The sequence below is a fragment of the Streptomyces sp. NPDC027189 genome (assembly GCF_055566975.1).
Genome location: NZ_JBVHRI010000002.1, coordinates 365604 through 378473, shown reverse-complemented (window position 1 = coordinate 378473; position 12870 = coordinate 365604). Strand labels below are relative to the sequence as shown.

The window sequence follows — 12870 nt, the reverse complement described above, 5'->3', positions numbered from 1 at the left end:
TCGACCACCCGCCGAGAAGGAGGAGTTGTGCCCCTCGCAGCAACCGGTGACCTTGTCGTCGCGGCCGCCGAGGCGCGGACCGCCGTCGCCGCGTTCAACATCATCACCCTCGAACACGTCGAGGCCGTCATCGCCGGAGCCGAGTCCGTCGACGCTCCCGTCGTTCTCCAGGTCAGCGAGAACGCGGTGAAGTTCCGCTATGGACGGCTGCTTCCGCTGGCCCGCGCCGCGACCGCTGCGGCCGAACGCGCCTCGGTGCCCGTCGCGTTGCACCTCGACCACGTCCAGAGCGACGATCTGCTGAGGCAGGCGCCCGGCGCCGGCTTCAGTTCCGTCATGTACGACGCGGCACGGCTGCCGTACCAGGAGAATCTCGCCGCCACCCGCGCCGCCGCCGACTGGGCGCACGCCCAAGGCCTGTGGATCGAAGCCGAGTTGGGAGAAGTCGGTGGCAAGGAAGGGCCGGGCGGGCAAGGGAGGTCGGCCGAGCCACCGCTCGACGCGCACGCCCCCGGCGCCCGCACCGACCCCGCCGAGGCCCGCGCCTTCGTGGCCGACTCCGGTGTGGACGCCCTGGCCGTCGCGATCGGCAGCTCGCACGCGATGACCACGCGCACCGCCACCCTCGATCACGACCTCCTCAAGCGATTGACGGCGACGCTGGGCGTGCCGCTCGTCCTGCACGGCTCCTCCGGAGTGCCCGACGACGAGCTGGCGGCGGCCGTCGCGGGCGGCATCGCAAAGGTCAACGTCGGCACCGCGCTGAACATCGCGATGACCGGCGCCATCCGGGAATTTCTCGCCGCCCACCCCGAGGCGGTGGACTCCCGGAAGTACCTCAGCGTGGGGCGGGAGGCGATGGCACGGGCGGTGGCACGGCTCATCGGCGTACTGCGGGGCTGACCTCAGGCGGCCCCGGCCCCGTCCCCGGCCCCGTCCCCGGCCCCGGCCCGGGCCCCTGTCTCGGTCTCGGTCCCTGTCTCGGTCTCGGTCTCGGTCTCGACCAGCCTCTCGAAGAAGAACTCGTGCTTGAGGAACGACACGTCGTACTCGCGCCCTGGATACGGCGGGATGAGCTGCGCCGCCTGGAACAGCCGCCAGCCGTCCTCCAGGGCATGCACGCCGGACTTGTACGGGGGTTTGTCACTGTCCCCGGTCGTGGGGGACGTACGGCCGGTGCCGTCGTAGACCGACCAGCCCACCACGTCCGAGTCCAGGGCGGAGTTGCCGAGGTAGAGAACCAGGACTTGCTGACGGATGCTCATACCGAGTCCCCCTGAGGGCGGTTGGAGACCCGGGTCACCCAGTGGTCCAGGTCGAAGGTGTCGTCCCCGGTGAGCGCGCGCCACATCAGGACGCGGTTGTAGATCTCTAGCCGGCCGGTGGCGGGCTCGTACCAGGGGAAGGTGGTGGACAGTTCCTCGGCGATCCGAGGGTCCCCGAGGTCCGAGGTGTCCCACAGCCGCCGCTGCCGCACCGTCGGATTGAAGCGGATCTTGAACATATAGCGGACCGTGTCGCTGTCGTTGCGCCGGCCGCCGTGCCACAGCCCATGGTGCAGAAACACCACGGTGCCGGCCGGGCAGACCATCCGGCTCTGCCCGCGCAGGTTCTGGTAGCGCCCGGTGTCCGACTCGTTGGTGCGCCGCAGATGACTGCCCGGCACGCTCAAGGTGCCGCCCATGTCAAGGGTGACGTCCTGCGGGTAGTACATCAACTGGACGTCGAAGGCGTCGGTGCGCACATCGATGATCGCGTCGCCGTGCAGCGGCTGCGCCCGTCCCTCGCGGGGCTCGCGAAGGTGCACGGCGTGATGGTCGACGGTGGGGTCGGGTCCGACGAGACTACTCAATGCCCCTGCCACCATCGGGAGTTCGAGGAGCCGACGGGCGAAGGAACCCTCCGGGTAGGCGTCCCGCACAGGGCTCCCGTACGGCACATCGGGCATGCCCCGGCTCAGCACCTCCATCCCCTCGGCGTTCATCTCCGGCGGCACCACGGCGTCCAGCCGCAGCGAGCCGTGGGCCACGAAGTGCGCCATCCGCGCCGAACTCAGCAGTGGGCTGCCGGTCGTGTGCTCCAACGTGTTGGTCATGCGCCCCAACGTAGGGCGGACCCGCAGGTCGACACGTTGGCCCCGCTCACCACTGCTGGTAGTTTTTCACCATGCGGGAGACCGAGCTGCACCTGGGCGAGCCACCCGCCGTCGTCAACATCGGCGTCGGCGTGCACGGCGTCGCGAGCTCCACGGACGTCTTCCGGCTGCCGGAGCTGTGGCAGCTGCACCTCTACCAGTACGACGCCGAGCTGACCGTCGACGGTACGGCGCACCTCATCCGCCCCGGCCGGGTGAGCCTCGTACCGCCCGGCACCACGGTCCGCTATCGCTACCAGGGCCGTTCCGAACACCTCTATGCCCATCTGCGCATCGCCCCGGTCGGCCCGCCCCGCACCGTCCCCGTCATGCAGGACGCGGGACCCGAACTCCCCACCCTCTCCGATCTGTTGCTCCATGCGATCGCGGCGGCTCCCGGCGCGCCCGAGCGCACTCGGGCGGAGATCTGGACCGCGCTGTGGCGCCTCGCCCATCTCACCCCGCCCGCCGTGACGAGCCCGGGCCCCCACCCAGCGGTCGGCACGGCGATCGCCCACATCGAGGCCCACCTCGCCGCCCCGCTCGCCATCCCCGACATCGCCCGCGCCGCCGGGGTCTCCCACAACCACCTCACCCGGCTCTTCCGCACCGAGACGGGCACCACGGTCGTGGCCTACATCCGCCGCCGCAGACTCGAGCGCGCCCACCACCTGCTGCGCGCCTCGACGCTCTCCATCCCGGCGGTGGCCGCCGCAGTCGGCATCCCCGACCTGCAGGCCTTCAACAAGGCGTGCCGCCGCGAACTCGGAGCCGCACCGCGCGTACTGCGCGGCGCTACTTCTTGACCGCCCTGAGAATCACGAACTTCGCGTCGCCGGCGACGAGTTCACTGTTGCCGAAGAGGCGGCGCAGCTTCAGGTGATAGCCGAGGTGACGATTGCCGATCACCCACAGCTCGCCACCCGGCCGCAGCGCGCGCCGTGCCCCCGAGAACATCCGCCAGGCCGTCGTGTCCGTCGTCGCCTGGTGCGAGTGGAACGGCGGATTGTTGAGGACGAGGTCGACGCTTGCGGCGGGGACGCCCGACAGCCCGTCATCGACACGGAACTCCGCGCTCCCCTCGGCGTTCGCCCGGTAGGTCGCCTCCGCCGAGGCCACGGCCTGGTACGACTCGTCGACGAACAACACCTCGGCCTCGGGGTTGGCCAGCGCGATCGCCGTACCGACGACCCCGTTTCCGCAGCCCAGATCCACGACCCGCTCGGCGCCGCGGCTGCGCGGAAGGTGCTGGAGGAAGAAACGGGTGCCGATGTCGAGACGGTCGGCGCAGAAGACGCCCGCGTGATTGACGACGGTGCGGCCGGAGACCGGACCGATGCCGTCGGGGAGCTGGTAGCTGTACGGCCACGGGTTGGTGTCCCGCGCGATGCCCGGGTAGGGGGTGCAGAAGATGAGCCGGGCCTTCTTCTCGGCCAGTGAGGTGCGGGTCGGCCCGAGGATGCGCTCGAAGAGCTTGAGCGTAGAGGTGTGGATCTCCTTGACCATTCCGGTGCCGACGACGACCGTCCCCTCGTGCACACCGGGCGCCACCCGGTGCAGCTGGTCCTCCAGCAGGGCGAGGCTCTTGGGCACCCGGACGAGCAGCACGTCGATACGGTCGGGAGGGGTGTCCTGCGTGGTGAGGAGGCGTACCGCCGTCTCCTCGGCACCGGCTCGCGCCAGGTTCGCCCGAGTGGCCTCGTGCGCGAGGAAGGAGTCGGTGATCTGCGTCGGCCGGTGTGCCGACAGCGCCGTGGCGAGCGCGCCCCAGCGGTCGCCGACGATCACGACCGATCCGGTCAGGGGGGTCCCGCTCTCCGCGAGGTGCCGCAGCAGATACGTGTCGGCGGCGTCCCAGGCACGCAGCTGCTCGCGCGGGTCTTCGGGGAAGCGGGCGAGCGCGTACTCGCCCCAGGGTGTGCTCATACGGTCGTTCATCGTGGCTCAAGGCTAAGCGACCCCGGGGAGGCTCGAGCACGCCCCCACGCCGCCCGCATTCTCCGGTGCCGCCCGACCGAGCCGCAGCTCAGCCTCGGTCGGGGCGGGTGCGCGAGGATGGAACCATGTCGACGGACGCGGAACTGTTCCCCCGGAGCCGGACGGAGGTCGCGCCCGACGCGGTGCATGTCCCGGACTGGCTGGACGCCGACCGCCAGCGGGAGCTCCTGGAGGCCTGCCGCGCCTGGGCCCGTCCACCGGCCGGCCTGCGCACGGTGCGCACCCCCGGCGGCGGCACGATGACGGCCCGGCAGGTCTGCCTGGGCTGGCACTGGTACCCGTACCGGTACGCCCGCACGGTCGCCGACGGCGACGGCGCCCCCGTGAAACGCTTCCCGTGGCTGGACGATCTCGGCCGACGCGCGGTCACGGACGCCCTCGGAGCCCCAGCTGCGACAGCGGCGTACGACATCGCGCTGATCAACTTCTACGACGCCGACGCCCGCATGGGCATGCACCGCGACAGCGACGAGAAGTCGGACGCGCCGGTGGTGTCCCTGAGCCTCGGCGACACCTGCGTCTTCCGGTTCGGGAACACGCAGACCCGCGCGCGGCCGTACACGGATGTCGAGCTGCGCAGCGGCGATCTCTTCGTGTTCGGCGGGGCGTCGCGGCTCGCCTATCACGGGGTGCCGCGGGTGTACGCGGGAACGGCACCGCCGGAGTTGGGGCTCACCGGCCGGCTCAATGTCACTCTGCGGGTCAGCGGCTTCCAGAGCCTGTGCGGCGAATCGGGCGCCGGCCCACCGGACGAGCGGATCATGGGAGACTCGCCCTCATGAACGGCAAGGCGGGCCCCCGGGCGACGGGGGAAGGGAACACGCGGACGCGGCTGGACCGGGGGCGCGGGGCGCTCGGACCCGCGCTGGAGCTCGTGCACACCGGGCGTGCGCCGACGCGTGCCGTGCTCACCGCCGAGCTGGGAGTCACCCGGGCGACGGCGGGCGCCGTGGCCGCGGAGCTGGAGGCGCTGGGGCTGATCCGCGTCGACGCGCGGCCCGGGGCGGCAGCGGGTTCGCAGGGGCGGCCCTCGCACCGCCTTGAGGTCGCCGAGGAGGGGCCCGTCGCGCTCGCCGCGCAGGTGCACGCCGACGGTTTCCGCGCCGCGTTGGTCGGCCTCGGCGGCCGGATCGTCGCGACCGCGCCCGGCTGCGAGACCGTCGACGCCGATCCGGCGAAGGTGCTCGGCTCGGTCGTCGAGGCCGGCGCCGAGCTGCTCCGCGAGACCGGGCGGCGCTGCGTGGGCGCCGGACTTGCCGTGCCGTCCGCCGTCGCCGAACCCGAGGGGCTCGCGCTCAACCCGCTGCACCTGGCCTGGCCCGCGGGCGCCCCCGTACGCCAGATCTTCGCCGAGCGGGTGCGCGCGGCCGGCATCCAGGGGCCCGCGTTCGCGGCCAACGACGTGAACCTCGCCGCTCTCGCCGAGCACCGCCACGGCGCGGGCCGCGGCTCCCGTGACCTGCTGTGCGTGGCCACGGGGCACCGGGGCGTCGGTGGCGCGCTCGTGCTCGACGGGCGGCTGCACACCGGCAGTTCGGGGCTCGCCCTCGAAGTCGGCCACCTCACCGTCAACCCCGAAGGTCGTCCCTGCTACTGCGGCAGCCGCGGCTGTCTCGACGTCGAGGCCGATCCGCTGGCCTTCCTCACCGCGGCGGGCCGCGACCCCGGCCCCGAGGTGTCGCTGCTCCAGCAGGCCAACGACCTGATCCGCGGTCAGTACGCCGACCCGGGCGTCCGCATGGCCACCGAGGCGCTGATCGACCGTCTGGGCCTCGGACTCGCCGGCCTCGTCAACATCCTCAACCCGGACCGGATCATCCTGGGCGGGCTGCACCGCACCCTGCTCGACGCCGACCCGGATCGGCTGCGCGCCGTCGTCGCCGACCGCAGCCTGTGGGGGCAGAGCGGCGGCGTACCGATCCTCGCCTGCACGCTGGATCACAACAGCCTTGTGGGGGCGGCCGAGTTGGCGTGGCAGCCGGTGCTCGACGACCCGCCGGCGGCGCTGGCCGAGGTCTGAGAAGTCACGGACCTGTCAGACTCCACAGCGCCGCGACGAGCGGTCGTCGCAGGTCGGTCCGGGGCACACCCCGCGCGGGACCTGATCGCCGAGATCTACGACGAGGTCGCCGACGGCACCGAGCTGCGCAGTGTGATTCTGGCCGAACGGCGGCTCGGCGCCCGCCCGATGGAGATCTCGGTGGCCTAACGCCATGCGACGGCGAAGGCGCGCCCGGGATTCTCGATGAGGATGCGGTCCACCAGCTCCTTGCCCAGGGCGACTTCGAGCCGCGGGCGCACCCGGCGGAGCAGATACGGCATCCCGGGGCCGCCGTTGACCGAGCGGGCCGCGGCGGTCGTCGTGTCGCCGCCGAGGAGCAGCCGGTGGCCGAAACCGGCGTCGGCGAGCGCGCGTACGGCGTCGGGCATGCGCCAGTCGGTGGCGTGGTGGGCGCGCGAGGGACCGTCGAAGGCGAGATGGGCGCCCGTCTCGGCGGCCTCGCGCTGCATCGTGAAGTCGGGTGAGCGGTTGAGGTGGCCCAGGACCACCCGGTGCGGTGGCACGCCCAACTCGCCGCACAGCAGGTCGAGCACGTCGAGGGCGCCCGTACCCAGCTCCAGGTGGACGGCGATCGGCGCTCCGGTGGCGTGGTGGGCCTCGGCGGCGGCGGTCATCGTCCAGCGGGCGTGCGCGTCCAGGGCATGGAAGCCGCCCGCGACCTTGATCAGTCCGGCTCGCACCCCGGACGTGCCGATCCCCGCCGTCAGCTCGGACACGAACACCTCGGCCAGCCTTCCGCGCAGCTCGGTGAGCAACTCCGGGGTGTAATGCGCCGCTTGGTGGAGTCCGGTCGCGGCGATCACGTGGACGCCGGTGTCGCGGGCGAGCGGCGGCAGGTCCGCGGCGCGCCTGCCCAGGCCGTACGGCGTCCACTGCACCACACTGGTGCCGCCCTGCGCGCGGAACGCGGCCAGTTCGGCCCGCGCGGCGGACGCGTCGCGCAGTCCCTGGCCGGGGAGTTGGGGGCTGGCGAAGAACAGGTGGTCGTGCGCGTCGCACACACCCAGCTCCTCGGGCAGGACGTCCCGGAGGACCGTACGAACCGTGTTCACCACTGCCTGCCTCGCGGCAGCCGGTCGCGTTCGGGCGCCGACATGTGCAGGACCCGGAAGACCTCACCCGAAGCCTTGGGGGAGTCGTGGTCCCAGAGGGAGAAGTGCACCAGCTCCCAGTGCCGCGGATCGACGGCGGCGGCCGTGCAGACCGCGCCGTCCAGCGCGGCCAGCCGCCGGGCCTCGCGCCCGGCCTCCTCCATCACCTCGGACAGCTCCACTCCTTCGGGAACGGGCTGCCGCAGCCGCACCGCGACCTTGGCGGGCGAGCCGGCGGCGCCGCCCTCCTCGTACGCGAGACCGGTCCAGTGCTGCACCACGGGTCGCCCGAAGTCGTTGACGAGCCCCTGGAACGCGCCGCCCCACAGGAAGGAGTTCATGCCCTCCGCCGTGTTCCACAGGTAGAACGGCGCGTACTGGTTGACCGGCGAACCGTCCACCCCGCGCTCACGCATCAGGTATGTCTTGAATCCGAGCCCGTCCCAGTCGTCGAGCAGGTGCCCGATCCGGGAGACACGCGCGCGGACGATGTTCATGTCGTAGTCGGCGGGGAAGGTGAGCTCGTACTGCATGGCGTGCATATGGATGTCCTTCCTCGGGCTTCGTCACGCTTCCGCAGGCGGAACACGTGTCGATGTGAGCAGCGCGAGCAGTCCGCGAACTCCTGTGTCGAAGGCGGCCGGTGACCCGGACGCGCGGGCCAGCACATAGCCGCCCTGGACGGTTGCGAGGATGGTCGCGGCGATCTCCTCCGCGTCGAGCGCGGGCGCGAACTCGCCCCGCTGCTTGCCCTCTTCGACGATTCCGGCGAGGCGCTCGCGCAGCCAGTCGAGCGTCTCGTCGACGGGCGCGCGCAGTTCGTCGCTCGCGATGACCTCCGGGTCCATCGTCAGCCGCCCGACGGGGCAGCCGCGCAGCACGTCACGCTCACGGCGCAGATACGCCTCGATGCGCTCGTACGGCGATCCGGGCGCGCTCAGTACGCCCTCGGCAGTAGCGCGCAGTTCCTCGGCGGTGCGGCGGATCGCGGCGAGGGCCAGATCGGGCTTGCCCTTGAAGTGGTGGTACATGCTGCCCTGCCCCGCGCCGGCGTGCTGCTGGATCGCCTTGGGGCTGGTGCCCACGTAACCGCGCTCCCACAACAGCTCGCGGGTGGACTCGATCAGTCGGTCCGGAGTGCTCATGCAGGCACTGTACATACCAGTAGGTACAGAAGTCGAGGTCCTCAGGGAGCAGCCCGGGACGCCCGGCGTACTCCCACGGAGGTACGGGAACGGCCGCTGGCCGTACGACGACTGAGACCCCCTCCCGGAGCCAATCTCGAAGCATCGCAACAGATTCCACCGAGGAGATGACTCACCATGCAGACCCTGGCGAACTGGGACGGCGGCCCCGGCCCGTGGATCCTGTTCTTCCCGCTGATCTGGGCCGCCGTCGTGATCGGCGTCGTGACGGTCCTGCGCCGCACCGGCCGGATCGGCCGCCGCGGTCCGTGGCGCGCGATGGGCGGCTTCGGCCCCGACGGCGGCCCCCGCCCGACGGGTGACTCGCCGATCGCCGTGCTCGGCCGCCGCTTCGCCTCCGGAGAGATCGACGAGGACGAGTACTGGCGCCGGCTCTCCGTCCTGGACGAGCAGTTCGGGCGTACGGGCAAGGGGGGAACGGCATGACCACCGCGACCACGACGCGTCATGCCGCGGGTGTCACCGACGCCGTCAAGGTGTACGGCAGCGGAGACACCGCCGTGAGGGCCCTGGACGGGGTGAGCGTCGGCTTTCCGGCCGGTCGCTTCACCGCGATCATGGGGCCCTCGGGCTCCGGCAAGTCCACCCTGATGCACTGCGCGGCCGGCCTGGACACGCTCACCTCCGGAGCCGCGTACATCGGCGACACCGAACTGGGCACGCTCGACGACCGCCGACTGACGCTGCTGCGCCGCGACCGCATCGGCTTTGTCTTCCAGGCGTTCAACCTGGTCCCGACGCTGACCGTCGCGGAGAACATCACGCTGCCGATGGACCTCGCCGGATCCAAGGGCTCACACGACTGGATCGACGCGCTCGTCGACGTCGTGGGCCTGCGCGACCGGCTCCACCACCGCCCCAGCGAGCTCTCCGGCGGACAGCAGCAACGCGTCGCCGTGGCGCGGGCGTTCGCCGGACAGCCCGATGTCGTCTTCGCCGACGAACCCACCGGCAATCTCGACTCCCGCTCCGGCGAGGAGGTCCTGAACCTCCTCGGCCGGGCGGTGCGCCAGATGGACCGTACGGTCGTCATGGTCACCCACGACCCGGTGGCTGCCGCGCACGCCGACGAGGTCGTCTTCCTCGCCGACGGACGCCTCGTGGACCGGATGGAATCCCCGACGGCCGAGAAGGTCCTGGACCGGATGAAGGCCTTCGACGGCAAGGGGGCGCCGAAATGAACGCCTCGGTTCGCATCAGCGTCTCCTCCCTGCGCGCCCACAAACGACGCTTCGCCGGTACGTTCCTGGCGGTGCTCCTCGGCGTCGCCTTCCTGGCCGGAACGCTGGTCATGGGCGACACGCTGCGAGCCAGCTTCGACACGATGTTCGGCAATGCGACGAAGGGCACCGACGTCGTCGTCCGCAGCGCCGACACCATCACCACGCCCGGCGAGAGCCAGGGCGTGCGCCGGCCCGTCTCCACCGACCTGTTGAAGACGATCGAGCAGACCCCCGGCGTCGCGGCCGCCGCGCCCGACATCCAGGGCGCGGGCCAGCTCGTCGGCTCCAACGGCAAGCCCATCGGCGGCCAGGGCCCGCCCACCCTCGCGGGCAACTGGATCGAGGATCCCCGGCTCAACGCGTACCGACTCGCCGAAGGCCGCGTCCCGTCGAAGTCCGGCGAGGTCGTCGTGAACAGGGGCGCCGCCAAGAAGGGCGACCTGAAGATCGGCGACACGACGACCCTGCGCACACCCGATCCCGTCAAGGTGACCATCGTGGGCCTCGCGACCTTCGGTGGCGAGGACGGCATGGCACAGGTGACGTTCACCGGAATGACGCAGGCCGACGCCGAGAAGTACCTCACCGCGAAGCCCGGCGAGGCCGCGAGCATCCGGGTGCGGGCCGGCCCCGGTGTCGGCCAGCAGCAGCTTGTCTCCGACCTGACTCCCGTCCTGCCCAAGGGAGTCGAGGCCATCACCGGCCAGGAGTCGGCACAGGAGAACACCGACATGATCTCCAGCCAGTTCCTGACCATCTTCACGACCTTCCTGCTCGTCTTCTCGGGCATTGCGCTGCTCGTCGCCACCTTCTCCATCCACAACACCTTCGCGATCGTCGTCGCCCAGCGCACCCGCGAGAACGCTCTGTTGCGCGCCCTCGGCGCCTCCCGCCGTCAGGTCACCGTCTCGACGCTCGTCGAGGCGAGCGTCGTCGCCGCGACCGCTTCGGCCGCGGGTCTCGCGGGCGGCATCGGCATCGCGGCAGGACTGCAGGCGCTCTTCCCGGCCATCGGATTCCCGTTCCCCGAGGGCAACTTGGTGATCAGCGGCCTGTCCATGCTGCTGCCGCTGGTGGTCGGCGTCGTGGTCTGCCTCGGCTCCGCGCTGGTGCCCGCCGTGCGCGCCGGACGCACCGCCCCGCTGGCCGCGCTCCGCGAGACGGCCGTCGACCAGTCCGGGGCCTCGCGCGGGCGTGCGATCGTCGGCGGCGGCCTGGCCGCACTGGCGGTCGGCATCACCCTGACCGGCGTACTGGCGAATCCGTCCTTGTGGCTCGCCGGGCTCGGCGCCGTGCTCGCCCTCGCCGCCTTCGTGGTCCTCGGCCCCGTCGCGTCCTCGACAGCCGTACGCGTCCTCGGCGGCCCTCTCGACAAGCTGCGCGGTGTCACGGGCGGGCTCGCCCGGCGCAACGCGCTGCGCAGCCCTAAGCGGACCGCCGCCACCGCGAGCGCCCTGATGATCGGCGTGGCCGTCGTCTCGCTGTTCACGGTCTTCGGCGCCTCGCTTAAGGCCACCATGGACCAGACGGTCTCCCGGTCCTTCGCGGGCGACGTCGCCGTCAGCACCCCGTCGTTCGGCGCGGGCGGCAGCGGGCTCAGCCCGAAGCTGGCCCCCGCGATCGCGCGGCAGCCGACTGTCGAGAACGCCGTCGGCCTGGGCCGCGGTGTCGCCGAAGTCGACGGCAAGGGACGGGCGTTGACCGTTACCGACCCGGTGACCCTCGGCAAGGTCTTCGACCTCGGCGACGTACAGGGCTCGCTCGACAATCTGGGCGCCGACGGCATCGCCATCACCAAGACGGAGGCCGACAAGCAGCACCTCAAGACCGGCGACACGGCCCAACTCGCCTTCACCGACGGCAAGAAGCAGAACTTCACCGTCCGCGCGGTCTACGGCCAGTCGGAACTCGCCGGCGACTACGTCATCACCCGAGCCGCCTGGGCCCCGCACCGTACCCAGGACTCCGACACGCTCGTCGCCGTCTCCTTCAAGGACGGTGTGAGCACCGCCGACGGCAAGGCCGCGGTGCAGAAGATCGCGGAACAGTACGGCAACCCGGAAGTGCAGACCCGCGACGAATACGCGCAGTCCTCGGCCGGCGGTATCGACATGATGCTGACCCTGGTCTACGCGCTGCTCGCCCTCGCCGTGCTCATCGCCCTGCTGGGTATCGCCAACACGCTCACGCTCGCGATCCACGAGCGCACTCGTGAACTCGGTCTGCTGCGGGCCGTCGGACAGACCCGGGCGCAGCTGCGCGCCATGGTCCGCTGGGAGTCGGTGCTGGTGGCCGCCTTCGGCACGGCGGGCGGGCTCGCCCTGGGCGGCTTCCTCGGCTGGGTGCTCGTCAAGGCCTCCGACGGCGCCTCGGACAGCGCCTTCGCCTTCGCGGTGCCGCCCGCGCAGCTCGTCGTGGTGGCGCTGGTGGGCCTCGCGGCCGGGGCCCTCGCGGGACTGCGCCCGGCCCGGCGGGCGGCACGCCTGGATGTGCTGCGCGCCATCGCCACCGAGTGAGCCGCAAAGGGACGTACGCCGTTCGCCCTTGAGTGGCGTGCGAGGCGGTGGTCACCGCCCGGTCAGCCGGCAACGGCGGACCGGGCGGGAGCGTGTTCCGGCCTGAGGCCGTCGCGCCCGTCGGGGGGTTGCCTGCGCGTGGTCTCGCGGGCCGTGTCGTACGGCGGGAGGGCGGGCGCCGTCACCACGGGCGTCGATGCCGGAAGCGTGAACCACACGACCTTGCCCGACTCGCCGTCGGGACGCACGCCCCAGCTCTCGCTCACCGCGGCGATCATCGCGAGGCCGCGTCCGCCGGTGGAGGTGGGGTCCACTTCCCGCACCTCGGGAAGGCGGGGGTCGTGGTCGTGCACCGAGACCGTGAGCCGGTCGAGCAGCAGCTCGATCTCCACGGTGCACATCTTGTCCGGCTGGGCGTGCCGGTGGACGTTGGTCAGCAGCTCGGTCACGCCGAGCGCGGCCCGGTCTATCAAGGGGTCCAGATGCCAGTAGCGCAACTGCGCAGAGACGATTCTGCGGACCTGGCCGATCCGCGACGGCAGGGCTTGGAGCTCCACCGTGCAATGCCTGCTTGGCTGGCTGATCACGGCTGCGACTCCCCGAATTGAGGTCCGGAAGAAGGCGGAGATCGGATCCAGCAG

At 71.7% G+C, this 12870-nt stretch carries 14 protein-coding genes; 7 read left to right on the top strand and 7 right to left on the bottom strand.

Going from position 1 to position 12870, the window contains the following annotated elements:
• The first annotated feature begins 27 nt into the window (after nt 1-27).
• A complete protein-coding gene (locus tag ACZ4RZ_RS06280; RefSeq protein ID WP_467742536.1) occupies nt 28-903 on the top strand; it encodes a class II fructose-bisphosphate aldolase in 876 nt (291 codons plus the stop codon).
• A 2-nt stretch (nt 904-905) separates the two neighbouring features.
• On the opposite strand, the gene ACZ4RZ_RS06275 is transcribed toward ACZ4RZ_RS06280, so the two are convergent.
• Both ACZ4RZ_RS06275 and ACZ4RZ_RS06270 read right to left on the bottom strand, forming a co-directional pair.
• Nucleotides 906-1265 (bottom strand): hypothetical protein, encoded by a 360-nt coding sequence (locus ACZ4RZ_RS06275; RefSeq protein ID WP_467742535.1) that lies wholly within the window; start codon nt 1263-1265, stop codon nt 906-908.
• Complete coding sequence (locus ACZ4RZ_RS06270) at nt 1262-2095, bottom strand: phytanoyl-CoA dioxygenase family protein (protein WP_467742533.1); 834 nt, start codon at nt 2093-2095, stop codon at nt 1262-1264. The genes ACZ4RZ_RS06275 and ACZ4RZ_RS06270 overlap by 4 nt, the downstream gene beginning before the upstream one ends.
• Nucleotides 2096-2166: 71 nt before the next feature.
• Between ACZ4RZ_RS06270 and ACZ4RZ_RS06265 the strand changes: the two genes are divergently transcribed.
• Nucleotides 2167-2940 (top strand): helix-turn-helix domain-containing protein, encoded by a 774-nt coding sequence (locus tag ACZ4RZ_RS06265; protein WP_467742531.1) that lies wholly within the window; start codon nt 2167-2169, stop codon nt 2938-2940.
• Here the strand turns inward: ACZ4RZ_RS06265 and ACZ4RZ_RS06260 are convergent.
• On the bottom strand, nt 2930-4060 hold the full coding sequence (locus tag ACZ4RZ_RS06260) for a methyltransferase (protein ID WP_467742529.1): 1131 nt from the start codon (nt 4058-4060) through the stop codon (nt 2930-2932). The genes ACZ4RZ_RS06265 and ACZ4RZ_RS06260 overlap by 11 nt on opposite strands.
• Nucleotides 4061-4197: 137 nt before the next feature.
• Between ACZ4RZ_RS06260 and ACZ4RZ_RS06255 the strand changes: the two genes are divergently transcribed.
• On the top strand, nt 4198-4914 hold the full coding sequence (locus ACZ4RZ_RS06255) for an alpha-ketoglutarate-dependent dioxygenase AlkB family protein (RefSeq protein ID WP_467742527.1): 717 nt from the start codon (nt 4198-4200) through the stop codon (nt 4912-4914).
• Nucleotides 4911-6152, top strand: coding sequence for an ROK family protein (locus tag ACZ4RZ_RS06250; protein WP_467742525.1), 1242 nt, complete (start codon nt 4911-4913; stop codon nt 6150-6152). The genes ACZ4RZ_RS06255 and ACZ4RZ_RS06250 overlap by 4 nt, the downstream gene beginning before the upstream one ends.
• A 185-nt stretch (nt 6153-6337) precedes the next feature.
• On the opposite strand, the gene ACZ4RZ_RS06245 is transcribed toward ACZ4RZ_RS06250, so the two are convergent.
• The 3 genes from ACZ4RZ_RS06245 to ACZ4RZ_RS06235 are packed head-to-tail and all read right to left on the bottom strand — an operon-like array spanning nt 6338 to nt 8430.
• Nucleotides 6338-7246: a phosphotriesterase family protein gene (locus ACZ4RZ_RS06245; RefSeq protein WP_467742524.1), complete on the bottom strand. Its 909-nt coding sequence runs from the start codon at nt 7244-7246 to the stop codon at nt 6338-6340.
• On the bottom strand, nt 7243-7827 hold the full coding sequence (locus ACZ4RZ_RS06240; protein ID WP_467742522.1) for a DUF4865 family protein: 585 nt from the start codon (nt 7825-7827) through the stop codon (nt 7243-7245). Before ACZ4RZ_RS06240 ends, ACZ4RZ_RS06245 begins: the two co-directional genes overlap by 4 nt.
• Nucleotides 7828-7851: 24 nt before the next feature.
• On the bottom strand, nt 7852-8430 hold the full coding sequence (locus tag ACZ4RZ_RS06235) for a TetR/AcrR family transcriptional regulator (RefSeq protein WP_467742520.1): 579 nt from the start codon (nt 8428-8430) through the stop codon (nt 7852-7854).
• Between the two features lie 177 nt (nt 8431-8607).
• Here ACZ4RZ_RS06235 and ACZ4RZ_RS06230 point away from each other — a divergent pair, with 177 nt between their 5' ends.
• Genes ACZ4RZ_RS06230 through ACZ4RZ_RS06220 form a run of 3 tightly spaced genes read left to right on the top strand, consistent with a single transcriptional unit; the run spans nt 8608 to nt 12229 of the window.
• Nucleotides 8608-8916 (top strand): SHOCT domain-containing protein, encoded by a 309-nt coding sequence (locus ACZ4RZ_RS06230; RefSeq protein ID WP_467742518.1) that lies wholly within the window; start codon nt 8608-8610, stop codon nt 8914-8916.
• Nucleotides 8913-9671 (top strand): ABC transporter ATP-binding protein, encoded by a 759-nt coding sequence (locus ACZ4RZ_RS06225; RefSeq protein ID WP_467742517.1) that lies wholly within the window; start codon nt 8913-8915, stop codon nt 9669-9671. Before ACZ4RZ_RS06230 ends, ACZ4RZ_RS06225 begins: the two co-directional genes overlap by 4 nt.
• Nucleotides 9668-12229, top strand: a complete 2562-nt coding sequence (locus tag ACZ4RZ_RS06220; RefSeq protein ID WP_467742515.1) for an ABC transporter permease — start codon at nt 9668-9670, stop codon at nt 12227-12229. Before ACZ4RZ_RS06225 ends, ACZ4RZ_RS06220 begins: the two co-directional genes overlap by 4 nt.
• Before the next feature lie 62 nt (nt 12230-12291).
• On the opposite strand, the gene ACZ4RZ_RS06215 is transcribed toward ACZ4RZ_RS06220, so the two are convergent.
• Nucleotides 12292-12816, bottom strand: a complete 525-nt coding sequence (locus tag ACZ4RZ_RS06215; RefSeq protein ID WP_467742514.1) for an ATP-binding protein — start codon at nt 12814-12816, stop codon at nt 12292-12294.
• Nucleotides 12817-12870 lie beyond the last annotated feature (54 nt).